12 protein-coding genes are annotated in these 14,912 nt (G+C 75.1%); 7 read left to right on the forward strand and 5 right to left on the reverse strand.

From position 1 onward, the window contains the following. Positions 1-54: 54 nt before the first annotated feature. Together ACFU3E_RS28700 and ACFU3E_RS28705 are read right to left on the reverse strand one after the other, a co-directional pair. Positions 55-630 (reverse strand): DUF4383 domain-containing protein, encoded by a 576-nt coding sequence (locus ACFU3E_RS28700; RefSeq protein WP_384164332.1) that lies wholly within the window; start codon positions 628-630, stop codon positions 55-57. A 79-nt stretch (positions 631-709) separates the two neighbouring features. Beyond that, positions 710-1,219, reverse strand: a complete 510-nt coding sequence (locus tag ACFU3E_RS28705) for a MarR family winged helix-turn-helix transcriptional regulator (protein WP_384164335.1) — start codon at positions 1,217-1,219, stop codon at positions 710-712. A 74-nt stretch (positions 1,220-1,293) separates the two neighbouring features. On the opposite strand from ACFU3E_RS28705, the gene ACFU3E_RS28710 reads away from it, so the two are divergent. The 7 genes from ACFU3E_RS28710 (at position 1,294) to ACFU3E_RS28740 (ending at position 11,252) form a co-directional block, all read left to right on the forward strand. Further along, positions 1,294-3,405, forward strand: a complete 2,112-nt coding sequence (locus ACFU3E_RS28710) for an MMPL family transporter (protein ID WP_384164338.1) — start codon at positions 1,294-1,296, stop codon at positions 3,403-3,405. Between the two features lie 117 nt (positions 3,406-3,522). Continuing rightward, positions 3,523-5,106, forward strand: coding sequence for an SDR family oxidoreductase (locus ACFU3E_RS28715; protein ID WP_384164340.1), 1,584 nt, complete (start codon positions 3,523-3,525; stop codon positions 5,104-5,106). A gap of 4 nt (positions 5,107-5,110) precedes the next feature. After that, the gene (locus ACFU3E_RS28720) at positions 5,111-6,484 is read left to right on the forward strand and encodes a cryptochrome/photolyase family protein (protein ID WP_384164343.1); all 1,374 of its coding nucleotides are present in this window, start codon (positions 5,111-5,113) and stop codon (positions 6,482-6,484) included. An 84-nt stretch (positions 6,485-6,568) separates the two neighbouring features. Beyond that, the gene (locus ACFU3E_RS28725) at positions 6,569-7,711 is read left to right on the forward strand and encodes a polyprenyl synthetase family protein (RefSeq protein WP_384164346.1); all 1,143 of its coding nucleotides are present in this window, start codon (positions 6,569-6,571) and stop codon (positions 7,709-7,711) included. Further along, a complete protein-coding gene (locus ACFU3E_RS28730; protein ID WP_384164349.1) occupies positions 7,708-9,270 on the forward strand; it encodes a phytoene desaturase in 1,563 nt (520 codons plus the stop codon). The genes ACFU3E_RS28725 and ACFU3E_RS28730 overlap by 4 nt, the downstream gene beginning before the upstream one ends. After that, positions 9,257-10,243, forward strand: coding sequence for a phytoene/squalene synthase family protein (locus ACFU3E_RS28735; protein ID WP_384164352.1), 987 nt, complete (start codon positions 9,257-9,259; stop codon positions 10,241-10,243). The genes ACFU3E_RS28730 and ACFU3E_RS28735 overlap by 14 nt, the downstream gene beginning before the upstream one ends. Next, positions 10,236-11,252, forward strand: a complete 1,017-nt coding sequence (locus tag ACFU3E_RS28740) for a DUF5914 domain-containing protein (protein WP_384164355.1) — start codon at positions 10,236-10,238, stop codon at positions 11,250-11,252. The genes ACFU3E_RS28735 and ACFU3E_RS28740 overlap by 8 nt, the downstream gene beginning before the upstream one ends. 57 nt (positions 11,253-11,309) lie before the next feature. Here ACFU3E_RS28740 and ACFU3E_RS28745 read toward each other — a convergent pair whose 3' ends face one another. Genes ACFU3E_RS28745 through ACFU3E_RS28755 form a run of 3 tightly spaced genes read right to left on the reverse strand, consistent with a single transcriptional unit; the run spans position 11,310 to position 14,865 of the window. Further along, positions 11,310-12,884 (reverse strand): FAD-dependent oxidoreductase, encoded by a 1,575-nt coding sequence (locus ACFU3E_RS28745; RefSeq protein WP_384164358.1) that lies wholly within the window; start codon positions 12,882-12,884, stop codon positions 11,310-11,312. After that, positions 12,881-13,651 (reverse strand): class I SAM-dependent methyltransferase, encoded by a 771-nt coding sequence (locus tag ACFU3E_RS28750; RefSeq protein WP_384164361.1) that lies wholly within the window; start codon positions 13,649-13,651, stop codon positions 12,881-12,883. Before ACFU3E_RS28750 ends, ACFU3E_RS28745 begins: the two co-directional genes overlap by 4 nt. Then, the gene (locus ACFU3E_RS28755; RefSeq protein ID WP_384164364.1) at positions 13,648-14,865 is read right to left on the reverse strand and encodes a lycopene cyclase family protein; all 1,218 of its coding nucleotides are present in this window, start codon (positions 14,863-14,865) and stop codon (positions 13,648-13,650) included. Before ACFU3E_RS28755 ends, ACFU3E_RS28750 begins: the two co-directional genes overlap by 4 nt. Positions 14,866-14,912: the final 47 nt, after the last annotated feature.

The raw sequence follows: 14,912 nt of genomic DNA on the forward strand, positions 1-14,912 counted from the left end.
ACCGGGTGCCGGGCTGGTGACGGCACGGCCCCCGGCCGCTCCGAGGCGCGAACCTCACTTCGGCAGTGGCCGTTCGCGCGCGGCGCCGGCCGCCTCCGCCGCGGGGAGCGGGCGCTCGGGCCCGGCCGGCCCGGCCTGAGCGGCGGCCGCCTCGCGGTCCCCCGCCGCCTGCCCGGGATGCCTGCGCCGCCAGTAGGGGTTGTCGTGCGAGAGCTTGCCGGAGACCCGGCCGTACATGCCGAAGGTCGCGACGACCAGCCCCATGACGAAGCTGAAGATCACGTTGGTCATGCCGAAGCCGAGGATGTTGGCGGGACGGTCAAGCACGAAGACGTGAGCGAAGCCGCTCAGGACGAAGAGCGCGCCGACCGTCATGTCGAGGGTGGAGGCGACGTTGCCGCCGATCACGGCTCCCGCGAGCAGCGCCACCCCGGCCACGGCGGAGATGACGCTGAGGGCGACGTCGGTGGTCATGCCCGCGATGCGGTCGCCCGCCGTGTCGAAGGGGCTCAGGGCGTCGGCGAAGCCGAGGGCCGCGAACAGCAGCAGGACCAGGCCGCAGAAGCCGGCGCCGTAGCGGTAGACGGTCGCCAGGTGGTGGTCGACCGGGAGTTCGTCTCGTAGCTTCACATCCGTTTTTCGCCGCTTGTGGCGGTGGTGGATGCGGGCGCCGCGAACGCGGGGATCCGGACTCCCCCCGGACGGGAGGTCAGCCGGAGTTGCGGCGCAGGAGGACGAGTTCCGCGTTCATCTCGGCGAGGAACCGGACGACCACCTCCAGTTCCTCGGCGCTGAACCGGCTCCGGGCCGCGTCGGTGCTCCGGGCCAGGGGCCGGAAGTAGTCCCGGGCCACGCCCCGGGCCGCGTCGGCGTAGTGCAGGTGCACCACGCGGCGGTCGCCCGCGTCCCGGACGCGGCGGACGTGTCCGGCCCGCTCCAGCCGGTCGAGGCACGCGGTCACCGCGCCGGACGTGAGATTGAGCTGCCCGCGCAGACGGCCGGGCGTCATGGGCTCGCCTCCCGCGTCCGGGTCGGAGTCGGCGTCCAGGATCGCGATCAGGGCCTGCATGTCGGTGAGGTGCAGGCCCTGTTCCTGGGCGAACTCCTGGGCGATGCGGTTGAACTCGCCGTTCATGCGGCGCAACAAAACGGCGAAGGCCTGCAACCCGGTGGGGTCGTCCGCCGGAAGAGATGCCGTGGGTACACCGGAGCCGCTCATCCCCCCACCCTAGTATCTCTCAATGATTAAGATACTTTATGAGTGAGTTACTTCCTCTACGGCTTGGGATGCGCATGAGTACCGCACAGCGTTGGGCCCGGCGGCTCGTACCGCTCGTTCTGCTGCTCGTCTGGCTGGGGGTGGGCGGAACGCTCGGTCCCTACGCGGGCAAGCTCGGCGAGGTGGCCACCAACGACCAGGCGGCCTTCCTGCCGCGGAGCGCCGAGTCCACCCGCGTCCTCGAAGCCCGGGCGGCCTTCGACCAGTCCGAGACCGTGCCGGCCATCGTGGTGTGGACGGCGGACGGGGAACGGTTCACCGAGGCCCGGCAGGACGAGGCCACCCGCGCCATCGGTGCGCTCGCCGGGAAGCCCGGCGTCGTGGGCCGCCCGTCACCCGCCCTGCTCTCCGGCGACCGTGAGGCGATACAGGCCGTCGTCCAGCTGAGGCCCGATCTGGGCGACGAACTGCCCCCCGTCCTCGACGCGGTGCGCGAGGCGGCCGGGGGCGTGCCGGGCACCACGGCGGCGATCGCCGGCCCGGCGGCCAGCCAGGCCGATCTCTCGGACGCGTTCGCGGGCATCGACGGACTGCTGCTGGGCGTGGCCCTCGGCGCCGTGCTGCTGATCCTGCTGCTGGTGTACCGGAGCGTGCTGCTGCCGTTCCTGATCATCCTGGGGTCGGTCTTCGCCCTCGGTCTCGCCTGTGCCGTGGTCTACGCGCTGGCGGAGCGGGACGTGGTCCGGGTGGACGGGCAGGTGCAGGGCATCCTGTCGATCCTGGTGATCGGCGCCGCCACCGACTACGCCCTGCTGCTGGCCGCACGCTTCCGCGAGGAACTCGCCCTGCGCGGGGACCGTTCCGCTGCCGCGGTGGCCGCCGTACGCCGTTCCTTCGGGGCGATCACCGCCAGCGCCGCCACCGTGGCGCTCGGGCTGCTGGCCCTGCTCGCGAGCGACCTCACCAACAACCGCGCCCTCGGGCCGGTCGGCGCGATCGGCATCGGCTGCGCCGTGCTCGTCACCCTCACCTTCCTGCCGGCCGCCCTGGCCCTGCTGGGCCGCGTCGCCTACTGGCCGTCCCGGCCCAAGCCCCCGGAGGAGTCCGTGCAGGGCAGCGGCGTGTGGCGCCGGGTCGCCGGAGTGGTGAACGGCCGGCCGCGGCGGACGTGGGCGGTGACGGCGCTCGCCCTCGCCGCCTGCGCCGCGTTCTCGCCCTCCCTGTCCTCCAAGGGCGTGCCGCTCGACGAGATCTTCGTGAACGACGCGCCCTCGGTGGCCGCGCAGACGACGCTCGGCGCGCACTTTCCCGGCGGGTCCGGCAACCCCGCCGTCATCATCGCCGACGCCGGCCGGACCGCCGAGGTGACGGCCGCCGCACAAGGCACCGAGGGCGTGGCCTCCGCCGGCGCCGTCTCCGCCTCCGGTCGGCCCGGGGCGGGGAAGCCGCTCGTCGTCGACGGGCGCGTGCGCATCGACGCCACCCTGAAGGCAGCCGCGGACAGCGACGCGGCCAAGGAGACGGTCGAGCGGCTGCGCGCGGAGGTGCACGCGGTCTCCGGCGCCGACGCGCTGGTCGGCGGGTACACGGCCCAGCAGTACGACACGCAGCGGACCGCCGCCCGGGACCGCACGGTCATCGTGCCGATCGTGCTCGCCGTCATCCTGCTGATCCTGATGCTGCTGCTGCGCTCCCTGCTCGTGCCGGTGCTGCTGGTCGCGACCGTGGGGCTCAACTTCCTGGCCACACTGGGGGTGTCGGCGCTGGTCTTCCAGCACCTCCTCGGGTTCAGCGGCACGGACGCCTCGGTGCCGCTGTACGGCTTCGTGTTCCTGGTGGCGCTCGGCGTCGACTACAACATCTTCCTCATGTCCCGGGTCCGGGAGGAGGCGCTCCTGCACGGCAACCGGCAGGGGGTGCTGCGCGGGCTCACCACCACCGGCGGTGTGATCACCTCGGCAGGCGTGGTGCTCGCCGCGACGTTCGCGGCGCTGATGGTGATCCCCCTGGCGTTCCTGGTGCAGATCGCGTTCATCGTCGCCTTCGGGGTGCTGCTCGACACGCTCGTGGTGCGCTCGCTGCTGGTGCCGGCTCTGATGATCGACATCGGGCCCCGGGCGTGGTGGCCGAGCGCCCTCGCCCGCCGGGCCCCGGAAGACGCCGGGAGCGCTACTCCCTCCGGCTGAACCGTCGGCGGCGCCCGTGTCGTGCATCCGCCGGGAGCCCCGAACGGGAAGTGTTCGCCCCGGGGCCCGCCGTGATCCGACAGCACGGCGACGGTGTCGGAGGACGGAGGCACGACCATGGCGACGGACGGGCAGCGGCTGCACTGCCTGGTGACCGGGGCGTCCGGATACATCGGCGGGCGCCTGGTGCCGGAACTGCTGCAGGAGGGCCACCGCGTCCGGTGTCTCGCCCGCTCTCCCGGAAAACTCCGCGACCATCCCTGGGCGGCGCACGCCGAGACGGTCCAGGGCGACGTCACCGACCCGGCGTCGGTCGCCGCCGCGATGCGCGGTGTCGACGTCGCCTACTACCTGGTGCACGCCCTCGGGTCGGGCTCCCGGTTCGAGGACACCGACCGGGCCGCCGCCCGGATCTTCGCCGAGCAGGCCCGGGCGGCCGGCGTACGGCGGATCGTCTACCTCGGCGGGCTCACGCCACGCGGCGTCCCCGAGGAGTCGCTCTCCCCGCATCTGCGCTCCCGGGCCGAGGTGGGGCAGATCTTCCTCGACTCGCCCGTGCCCGCGACGGTGCTGCGGGCCGCCGTCGTCATCGGCTCGGGATCGGCGTCGTTCGAGATGCTGCGATACCTCACCGAACGCCTGCCCGTCATGGTCACCCCCAGCTGGGTGCACACCCGCACCCAGCCCATCGGGGTACGGGACGTGCTGCGCTACCTCGTCGGGTCGGCCACCATGCCGGACGACGTCGACCGGGCCTTCGACATCGGCGGGCCGGACGTCCTCACCTACCGGGACATGATGCGGCGCTACGCCACCGTCGCCGGACTGCGGCGACGGTTCATCGTGCCGGTCCCGGTCCTCACCCCACGGCTGTCCAGCCACTGGGTCGGCCTGGTCACCCCGGTGCCCGCCTCCCTGGCCCGGCCGCTGACCGAGTCGCTGCGGCACGAGGTCGTCTGCCACGAACACGACATCGCCCGGTACGTGCCGGATGCCCCGGGCCGGCCGCTGCCGTTCGACGAGGCGCTGGCCCTGGCGCTGCGCAGGGTGCGGGATGCGCAGGTCTCGACGCGCTGGTCCTCGGCCTCGGTGCCCGGAGCGCCCAGCGACCCGCTGCCCACGGACCCGGACTGGGCGGGCGGCAGCCTCTACGAGGACGAACGGCAGCGGCCGGTCGACGCGTCCCGGGAGGCGCTGTGGAGGGTCGTCGAGGGCATCGGCGGCGACAACGGCTGGTACTCCTCCCCCCTGGCCTGGGCGGTCCGGGGCTGGCTGGACCGGTTCGCGGGCGGGGTCGGGCTGCGCCGCGGACGGCGTGACACCGAGCGGCTGAGGGTCGGCGACTCGCTGGACTTCTGGCGGGTCGAGGAGATCGAACCGGGTCATCTGCTGCGGCTGCGCGCCGAGATGCGGCTGCCCGGGCTCGCCTGGCTGGAGATGTACACCGAGACCGACGACGAGGGCCGCACCCGCTACCGGCAACGCGCCCTGTTCCATCCGCGCGGCCTGCTGGGTCACGCCTACTGGTGGAGCGTCGCCCCGTTCCACTCCGTCGTGTTCGGCGGCATGGCGCGCAACATCGCGCGGGCCGCGTCCGAGGGCACGACCGGACGCCGGAACGCCTCGCGCATCCGACGGGCCCGCGGGCGGCGAAGTGCCCGGGAGCAACAGACGGAATCCGCACCACCGCACCAGGAGTGACGCCATGACCGTCGCGGTCGTCCTGTTCACCTCGGACCTGCGTCTGCACGACCATCCGCCCCTGCACGCCGCGCTGAACGCGGCGGACGAGGTGGTACCCCTGTTCGTCCGCGACCCCGCCGTCCACGCCGCCGGATTCGACGTGCCCAACCGCGCCGCCTTCCTCGCCGACTGCCTCGCCGACCTCGACTCCTCGCTGCGCCGACGCGGCGGGCGGCTGGTCGTACGCACCGGGCCGGTCGCCCGGGAGGTCCGCGCGGTCGCCGCCGCGTGCGGTGCCGCGGAGGTGCACATGGCCGCGGGCGTCACCGGCTTCGCCCATCGCCGTGAGGAGCGGCTGCGCAAGGAGCTCGACGCCGACGGTGTCGCGCTGCGGGTGCACGACGGTGTGGTCACCGCCGTCGCGCCGGGGGCCGTCACACCGTCCGGCTCGGACCACTTCGCCGTGTTCACCCCGTACCTGCGCCGCTGGTCCAAGGAACCGCTGCGCGATCCCCTGCCCGCGCCGCGCACGGTGCGTGTCCCCGGCGCGGTGCGCGGCGAGGAACTGCCGTCCCGCGCGGGGGCGGCGGACCTGTCACCCGATCTCCCGGCCGGCGGTGAGTCGGCGGGGCGCGACAGGTTCGCCCGGTGGGCGGACGCGGGCCTGTCCCGGTACGAGGAACGGCACGACGACCTGGCCGGTGACGCGACCTCCCGCCTGTCGCCGTACCTGCACTTCGGGGCGCTCTCGCCGGTGGAAGTGGTCCGGACGGCCCGTGCGAAGGGCGGTGCCGGGGCGGAGGCGTTCGTCCGGCAGCTGTGCTGGCGCGACTTCCACCACCAGGTCCTCGCCGCCCGCCCCGAGGCGTCCACCCGGGACTACCGCTCCCGGGACGACCGGTGGCGCGGCGAGGACGAGGCCGCCGAGGACATCGCCGCGTGGCGCGAGGGCCGCACCGGCTACCCGGTGGTCGACGCGGGCATGCGCCAGTTGCGCCACGAGGGCTGGATGCACAACCGGGCCCGGCTGCTCGTGGCGAGCTTCCTGACCAAGACGCTGTACGTGGACTGGCGGATCGGCGCCCGGCACTTCCTGCGGTTCCTGGTGGACGGCGACCTCGTCAACAACCAGCTGAACTGGCAGTGGGTCGCCGGCACCGGCACCGACACCCGCCCCCACCGCGTCCTCAACCCCGTCCTCCAGGGCAGGCGCCACGACCCGGACGGCACCTACGTACGCCGCTGGGTGCCCGAACTGGCGGACGTCGGCGGCGCCGCGGTGCACGAGCCCTGGCGGCTGCCGGCGGACGAGCGGGCCCGGCTCCGCTATCCCGAGCCGCTCCTCGACCTCGGCGAGGGCCTGGCCCGCTTCCGGCAGGCCAGGGGCCGCGGCTGAGAGCCAGTCACTCGGCGCATCCGAAACACCGATCTCCGTGGAAGCACTGATGTGCGGAGTACCGGAAGCGAGAAGGGGTTGTGCATGCTTGGACCGCGGCCGACGGTGGCCGGACCGGCGGAGACGAACCACGCACCGCTCACCGCTCCCGGGGCCACGCGCGCCATGGGGGCGGTCCTCGAGCGGGTGCTCGAGGCGCGGCTGCGGCAGGCCCGCGACACCGACGCGGTGTTCGCCCTCGACATGGCCGATCGCGTCGCCGCGTTCGTCCGGCGGGGCGGCAAGCGGCTGCGCACGGCGTTCGTGTGGTGCGGCTGGCGGGCCGCGGGCGGCTCGGGCGACGCGGGCGCGGTCCTGCGCACCGGGGCCGCCCTCGAACTGCTCCAGGCCTGCGCCCTCATCCACGACGACGTGATGGACGGATCACCGCTGCGCCGGGGCGCGCCCGCGATGCACGTGGACTTCGCCCGGGAGCACCGGGCCGGCCGGCCGGGCGGGTCCGCCGAGTCGTTCGGGACGTCGGCGGCGGTGCTCGCGGGCGACCTGGCGCTGGCGTGGGCGGACGATCTGCTGACGGAGACGGCGCTCGCCTCACCGCACGGCTCACGGCTGTACGACGAGTGGCGGGCCATGCGCACCGAGATGGTCGCCGGGCAGTACCGCGACCTGCGCGCGCAGGCGGGCGGCTCGTCCAGCGCCGAGGAGGCGCTGACCATCGCCGTCCTGAAGAGCGCCCGGTACACGGTCGCGCGGCCCCTGGCGCTCGGTGCGTCGCTGGCCGGTGCGGACGCCCGCACCCTGGGCGCGCTGCGGGCCGCGGGCCGGTGCGCGGGAGTGGCCTTCCAGCTGCGCGACGACCTCCTGGGGGCCTTCGGGGACCCGGCGCTGACCGGCAAACCGGCCCACGAGGATCTGCGTTCCCGCAAGCTCACCCCGCTCCTCGCCGTCGCCGTCCGGCTCGCGGAAGCCTCCGGCGACCAGGAAGCCGCCGCCGTACTCGCGCCGGACGCGGACACCCGGCCGGGGCACACCGTCGAGCGGATGCGGGCGGCGCTGGAGCGGACGGGCGCCCGGGCCGAGGTGGAGGCGAAGATCGCGGACCTGGCGGCCACCGGTCTGCGGCATTTCGAGGCGACGGGCGCCGCCCCCGCCGTGCGGCGGGAGTTCGCCGCCCTGGTCGAGCGGGCCTCGGGCGCCGCCCCGCAGCACGCGGAGGAGCTGGTATGAGGACGGTGACGGGGCCGACGGACCATGTCGTCGTGGTGGGCGCCGGCCTGTCCGGGCTGGCGTGCGCCCTGCATCTGCTGGGCGCCGGGCGCCGGGTCACGCTCGTCGAACGGGACGCCGGCCCGGGCGGGAGGGCCGGGCGGGCACGGCTCGGCGACTACCTGGTGGACACCGGGCCCACCGTGCTGACGATGCCGCAGCTGGCCGACGAGGCGTTCGCGGCCGTCGGCGAGAGCCTCGACCGGCACGTCGGGCTGATGCCCCTGCACCCCGCCTACCGGGCCGGTTTCGCGGACGGGACCTCGCTCGACGTGCACACCGACGCCGACGCCATGGAGGCGGAGGTGCGGCGCTTCGCCGGGCCGGCGGAGGCGGCGGGCTACCGCAGGCTGCGGGAATGGCTGGAGCGGCTGTACCGGGCGCAGATGCGCCGTTTCATCGACACCAACTTCGACTCGCCGTTCCAGCTCGCGCACCCGGACCTGGCCCGGCTGGCGGCGCTCGGCGGCTTCGGGCGCCTCGACGGCCGGATCGGCCGTTTCCTCTCCGACGCCCGCCTGCGCCGCGTCTTCTCCTTCCAGGCCCTGTACGCCGGTGTGGCACCGGCCCGTGCCCTCGCGGCCTACGCGGTGATCGCCTACATGGACACCGTGGCGGGCGTCTGGTTCCCCAAGGGGGGCATGCACGCCCTGCCCCGCGCGATGGCGGACGTGGCGGCCGGTGCCGGTGCCGAGCTGCGCTGGTCGGCCGAGGTGAGCGCGCTGGAACGCTCGGCGGGCCGGGTACGGGCCGTCCGGCTCTCCTCGGGTGAGCGCGTCCCGTGCGACGCGGTGGTGCTGACCTGCGAACTGCCCGCCGCGCACCGGCTGCTGGGCCGGGCACCGCGGCGCCCGGTGCCGCTGCGGCACTCGCCGTCCGCGGTGGTGCTGCACGCCGGGACCGACCGCACCTGGCCCCATCTCGCCCACCACACGCTGTCCTTCGGCGCCGCGTGGGAGCGCACGTTCGACGAACTGACCCGTTCGGGAACGCTGATGAGCGACCCGTCCCTGCTGATCACCCGCCCGACCACGCACGACGCCTCGCTCGCGCCGCCGGGCCGCCACCTGCACTACGTCCTGGCTCCCTGCCCCAACACCGCCGTCGGCCCCTCCGCCGCCGCCTGGCGGGATCTGGGCCCGCGCTACCGCGACAGCCTGGTCGCCGAGCTGGAACGCCGCGGCCTCGACGGATTCGCGGACAGTGTCGAGGAGGAACTGCTGGTGACCCCGCTCGACTGGACGGCCCAGGGCCACGCGGCGGGCAGTCCCTTCTCCGTCTCCCACACCTTCGCCCAGACCGGGCCCTTCCGTCCGCGCAACCTCGTGCGCGGGCTGGACAACGTGGTGCTGGCCGGCTGCGGGACCACCCCCGGAGTCGGCGTACCGACCGTGCTCATCAGCGGGAAACTCGCCGCCGCCCGCGTCACCGGGGGCCGCACCCGAGTGGCCCCGGCGGGCCGGTTCCCGGGCCGCCGCCCGTCCACCCCGAGCGGAGCAGGTGCCCATGACCCGTCGTGAACTGGACGCCGCCGGGATCACCGACCCCGGCCTGCGCACCGACTACGGCCGGTGCCGGCAGCTCAACGCCCGGCACGGCCGCACCTACTTCCTGGCCACGCGCCTGCTGCCGCTGGAACGCCGTTCCGCGGTGCACGCGCTGTACGGCTTCGCCCGCTGGGCCGACGACATCGTCGACGACCTGGACCGGCGTATGACGCCCGACGAGCGCGACCTGCGGCTGAAGAGGCTGGAGGGCGATCTCGCCCACGCGCTGCGGGCCGGTGGCGGGGCCGAACCGGTGGTCCGGGCCGTGGCCGACACCGCCGGCCGGTACGGCATCGACGTGGCCCTGTTCGCCGACTTCCTCGCCTCGATGCGCGCCGACCTGACCGTCACGGACTACCCGACCTACGCCGACCTGCGGGCCTACATGCACGGCTCGGCCGCGGTGATCGGCCTGCAGATGCTGCCCGTGCTCGGCACGGTCGTCCCGCGCGAGGAGGCGGCACCGCACGCGGCGGCCCTCGGGGTGGCGTTCCAGCTGACCAACTTCCTGCGGGACGTGGGCGAGGACCTGGACCGCGGTCGCGTCTACCTGCCGGCCGACCTGCTGGCCGCCCACGGCGTGGACCGGCCGCTTCTGGAGTGGAGCCGGCGAAGCGGCCGCCGCGACCCGCGCATCCGGGCGGCACTCGTCGCGGCCGAGGCCCTGACCAGGGACGTGTACCGGACGGCGGAACCGGGCATCGCGATGCTCGACCCGCGGGTGCGCCCGTGCATCCGCACCGCGTTCACGCTGTACGGCGGCATCCTCGACGCGATCGCGCGGCACGACTACACCGTGCTGCACCGCCGTGCGGTGGTACCCCGCCGCCGGCGGGCGGCCACCGCGGCGGCCGGTGTCCTGAAGGTGGCCGCCGCCCGGTGGCGCGCGGCGCCCGCGGCGGAGCACGCCGCCGCGCTGGAACGGAAGGGACCGGGTCGTGGCTGACGGGGCGGACAAGGCACGCTGGACCTCACCGCTGCGGCGGCGCCGCGGCCCCGGCTGGGCGGAGCAGACGCCGACCTGGCGCGCGGCCCGCCCGGCGCTGATCGCCGACACACTGAAACGGGCGTCCGCCCGGCCCTCCGGCAACTGGTTCGTGGCCGGTGCCTCCCGGGACGTGCGCCCCGGCAGCCCCTACGGCAGGACCGTCGGCGGCGTCGAGGTGGTGCTGTGGCGCTCGCGGTCGGGTGACCTGCGGGCTGGCCCCGGCGCCTGCCCGCACCTCGGAGCACCGCTGCGGGACAGCCGGGTGGTGTGCGGCACGCTGATGTGCCACTGGCACGGACTGGCCCTGGACGGCTCCGCGGTCGCCGGCTGGCAGCCGTATCCCGTCCACGACGACGGGGTGCTGGTGTGGGTACGGCTCGACGCGGTCGGCGGTGAAGAGCCCTCGGAGCGGCCCGTGGTACCGGCGCGTCCCGCACCGGGCCGCGGGGTAGACGCCGTGTTCACGGCGGTCGGGCGGTGCGAACCGCAGGACGTGGTGGCCAACCGGCTCGACCCGTGGCACGGGTCCTGGTTCCACCCGTACTCCTTCGTCGATCTGACGGTCGCCCGGGAACCGCAGGGCGACGAGGAGGGTGACGCGGACGACGCCTTCGTCGTCGACGTCTCCTTCCGGGTGGCGGGCCGTCTGGTGGTGCCCGTACGCGCCGAGTTCACCGCGCCGGAGCCGCGCACCGTCGTCATGCGCATCACCGAGGGCGAGGGCGCCACATCCGTGGTGGAGACCCATGCCACGCCGCTGACCGCCGCGGATGCGGCGCGGCCGCGTACGGCCGTGATCGAGGCGGTCGTCGCCGCCTCGGACCGGCGCGGCTTCGCCCTGGCGCGGGCCGCCGCCCCCGTGCTGCGCCCCCTGATGCGGGGCACGGCCGGGCGCCTGTGGCGTGACGACCTGGCCTACGCGGAGCGGCGCTGGGCGTTGCGCAGCACCGGACGGTTCCCCGGGTGAGGTGACCCGCCGGACGGGCCTGTGCGGGTCGTCCCGGACGCGTCCGGCGGACGGGTGTCACCGGCGCGCCGGACGTTCCGCGAGCGCGCCGAGTGCCCGCAGCACCGGGGAGCGGCCCGCCCGGGGGACGGTCCACAGCACCTGGCCGCGGACGCCCCACCCGGCGAGCAGGGCGTTGGCCGCCAGGAAGCCGGTGGTGGCGGCCCGTTCCATCAGGGCCACGGGCAGGTCGCAGCGGAGTCCGTCGCCGGCCAGCGCCAACCACGGGTGCGGGGTCCGCACGGTGGGGCGCCGGTGATGGGTGCCGACCGGGAAGAGCGGGCAGTCCGAGCGCCACTCGTGCCGCGCGTCGACGACACGCGCCTGACGGGTCTCCGGGTACACCCGCCGCAACTGCCCGAGCAGCGTGTCCTGCACCGCTTCCCGGTCCGCGCCGGGGGCGACGGCGTAGGCGTGCAGTTCCACCACGGAACCCGTGCGCTTCGCGGCCCAGCGGGCGGCCTCGCCCTCGTAGCGTTCCAGGACGCTGATGTTGTCCAGGCCGTCGTAGCCGCTGGTGCCGAGGAAGCCGGGACGGTCGGCGCGGACCGGCCGGTCGAGCCAGAGCCGCGAGACGAGGAACGGCGGCGCGGTGCGCAGGGCGGCGATGTCCTCGCGCCAGGGGGCGGTGCCCAGGCCCGGCGAGGCGGCGACGACATGGCGCAGCCCCCCGGTGTCGAGGGCGAGCACCAGGGCGTCGTACCGGTCGGTGCCGGTGCCGGTGCGCACCTCGGCTCCTCCGGTGCCGGCGGGCTCCACGCCGTGGACGGGGGTGCCGGTGCGGATGCTCGTGCCGAGGCGCTGGAGGTAGTCGGCGAGCGGCTCCCACAGGGCCTGGGGGAAGGGCTCGCCGGGCACGTCGAAGAGCAGCCCCTCCGAGGAGCCGAGGAAGTAGATGTGGAACATCAGCAGCAGTTCGGCGGCGGACAGTTCGCGCGGGTCGGCGAAGAAGCTGCGGGAGAACACCTCGAACGCCAGGTGGTGCGCCGCCTCGGGGAAGCGGACGCGTTCCAGGAAGGCGGTCGCGCCGACCTGGTCGAAGCGTGCGTATACGTCGGGTACGCGCACGTCCATCAGCGGCAGGGCCGCCCGGGCGTCCAGGGCGGTGAGGTCGCGCCAGCCGAAGGTGGGGCTGAGGGCGACGAACCCGAGGGCGCTGAGGGGTGGGGTGCGCGGGACGCGGGCGAAGCTGTCGGTCAGTCCGCCGCTGTGCCGCAGGGGGTAGTCGGGCAGCGGGGTGAGGCGGGCGAGGGCGGGGTCGGTGCGCCGGAGCAGGCCGCGCAGGTTGTAGTACTGGCGGAAGAAGGCGTGGAAGCCGCGGCTCATGGTCGCCTCGGAGCCGTCGGCCAGCCGGGTGCGGTGGCCGGCGAGGCGGCCGCCCAGGGACTCCTCCCGCTCATAGAGGGTCACCCGCGCGCCGCGTTCGGCCAGGCCGGTGGCCGCGGCGAGGCCGGCGATCCCGCCGCCCACCACGGCGACAGAGGGCGCGTCCCCGGGCGCGAACCGGTCCCGGCCGGGCGCGGGCATCAGGACTTCGGCCTTGCGGTCCCGGCCGCGGCGGGCGGCCGGGCGGGTGCTCGCCGGACGGCTCATCGGGTGGCCTCGCCTGCCGCGGCCATGCCGTTGCGGGCGAGGGTGGTCTCCCCTGCCGCGGCGGTGCCGTTGCGGGCGACGAAGGTGTGGGTGATGCCGGTCTGCCATCCGGCGAGGGGCAGGGCGCGCGCACCCGTGAACCCGGCTCGTGCCAGCCGCCCGGTGAAGGCGGACGCGGTGTCGAAGTCGAGGACGCTGTGCCACAGGTGCCGGTACAGGGAACGGTCACCGGTGAGCGTCCCCGCCGGGATGATCACGCCCCGGCAGACGGCCGTCCACAGCGCCCGGTGCGCCGGCGAGCCGCCGAGGCTGTACTCGTGGACGGCGAGCCGCCCGCCCGGCCGCAGCAGGGTCCGCACGGCGCGAAGGACGCCGTCCGGGTCGGAGACGTTGCGGAAGAGGTAGGCGGCGAAGACCGCGTCGAAGGGCCCTTCGCCGGACGCGCCGAGTTCCTCCGCGCTCAGGTGCAGGAAGCGCACGCCGTCGGGCCACGGCTTGGCCAGCGCCTGGCGCAGCATGCCGGCGGAGGCGTCCACCGCGGTGATCCGGGCACGGGGCGCGGTGCGCAGCAGGGCCCGGGTGGAGGCGCCGGTGCCGCAGCCGAGGTCGAGCACGTGCAGACCGGCCCCGTCGCCGGGGAGCCCGAGCCGGCGGGCCGAGCGCCGCAGGTCGGCGCGGTAGCCCGGGTTGAGGCCGGCGAGGCGGTCGTAGGTGCGGGACGCGTGGTCGAAGGCGTGTGCCAGGTCGTGGTCGCGCAGCAGCGTCATCGGGGGCTCTCTCCGGTTCCTGGGGCGGGGTGGGCGCGGCGGGGCAGGAAGGGCACTTCGAGCGCGGTGCGGAGCATCGGGCCCACCGGGGTGCGCAGGCCGATGCCCCACTCCTCACGGACCGAGGTGGCACCGTCGAGGAAGCGCAGCAAGCGGTGCGTGGGCGTGCGGCGGAACAGGCCGGTGAAGAACGCGGGGCCGTCGATCCGCCCGGTGTCCAGGGCCCGCAGCAGTACCGCGTCCATGGCGAGCGCCCGCCTCCCGTGCGGTGCGGGCGCGTTGGCACGGCCGTCCCGCAGGGCGGCGGCGATGGCCCGGCTGTGCCGTTGTACCGCCGCGAAGGTGTAGCCGGTGGCGGGGCGGGTCGCACCGCCCGCCGTCCCGATGCGGAAGACGGCCGCCCCGGCCCGCCGGGGGAAGCGGGCGTCGGTCATGGGGATGGCGCCCTGCTCGGCCGTCTCCACCCTGAACTCGCCCAGGCGCAGCACCTCGCGGGCGTAGTGACCGAGCGCCGCCTCGTACGCCGCGGTGGTCAGCGGGGCACGGGAGAACTCGGTGTACTCGACGAGCGCCCGGTCCTGGGCCAGCGGAAGGACGTACCCGAAGGCGAGCCCGTGCGGCGGCTGGGGCACGCGGAAGTCCATGAGGTCGGCGACCGCCGGGTCGAACCGGCCGGTGCGGGTGTGCACGAACCAGCCGCGGAAGTGCTGCAGCAGCTGCGTCCGGGCCGGTGGCAGGGCGTGCAAAGGCCGGGAGTCGAACACGTACCGGGAGCGCAGCGTCAGCGTCCGGCCTCCGGGGGCCGTGCAGCGGACCTCCGCGCCTCCCGGTACGTCGCGCACCGTGTCCGCCGTCGCGCGCAGCAGCCGCCCGCCGGGTGCACGCGCCAGCCGCGCGTGCACCAGCCGTTCGAACACGGCGGAACGCACCATGCGGTAGCGGGAGGGGGCCGGATCGACGGTGAGCGGGCTGCCGTCGGGTCCGTGCACCCGCAGCAGGGGCCAGGTGGCGGTGACCGCTTCGTCGAAGTCGCCGTCGCCCTGGTCCCAGTAGCACCAGGTCCGCTCCGCCGGACGCGCGGGGCCGTCCGGCGGCTCCACCACGGTCACGGTCGCGACGCCGGTCTCGACCAGCCGGTGCGCGAGACTGAGGCCTGCGGCGCCACCCCCGAGGACCACCACGTCCGACGTGCCGACGGGCCCCGGGCTCACCACGCGCCGCTCATCTCCGCACTCCGCTCCCGGCCACCCGGTCGACTGTG

The organism is Streptomyces sp. NPDC057424 (genome assembly GCF_042803315.1).
Taxonomy (GTDB): Bacteria; Actinomycetota; Actinomycetes; order Streptomycetales; family Streptomycetaceae; genus Streptomyces.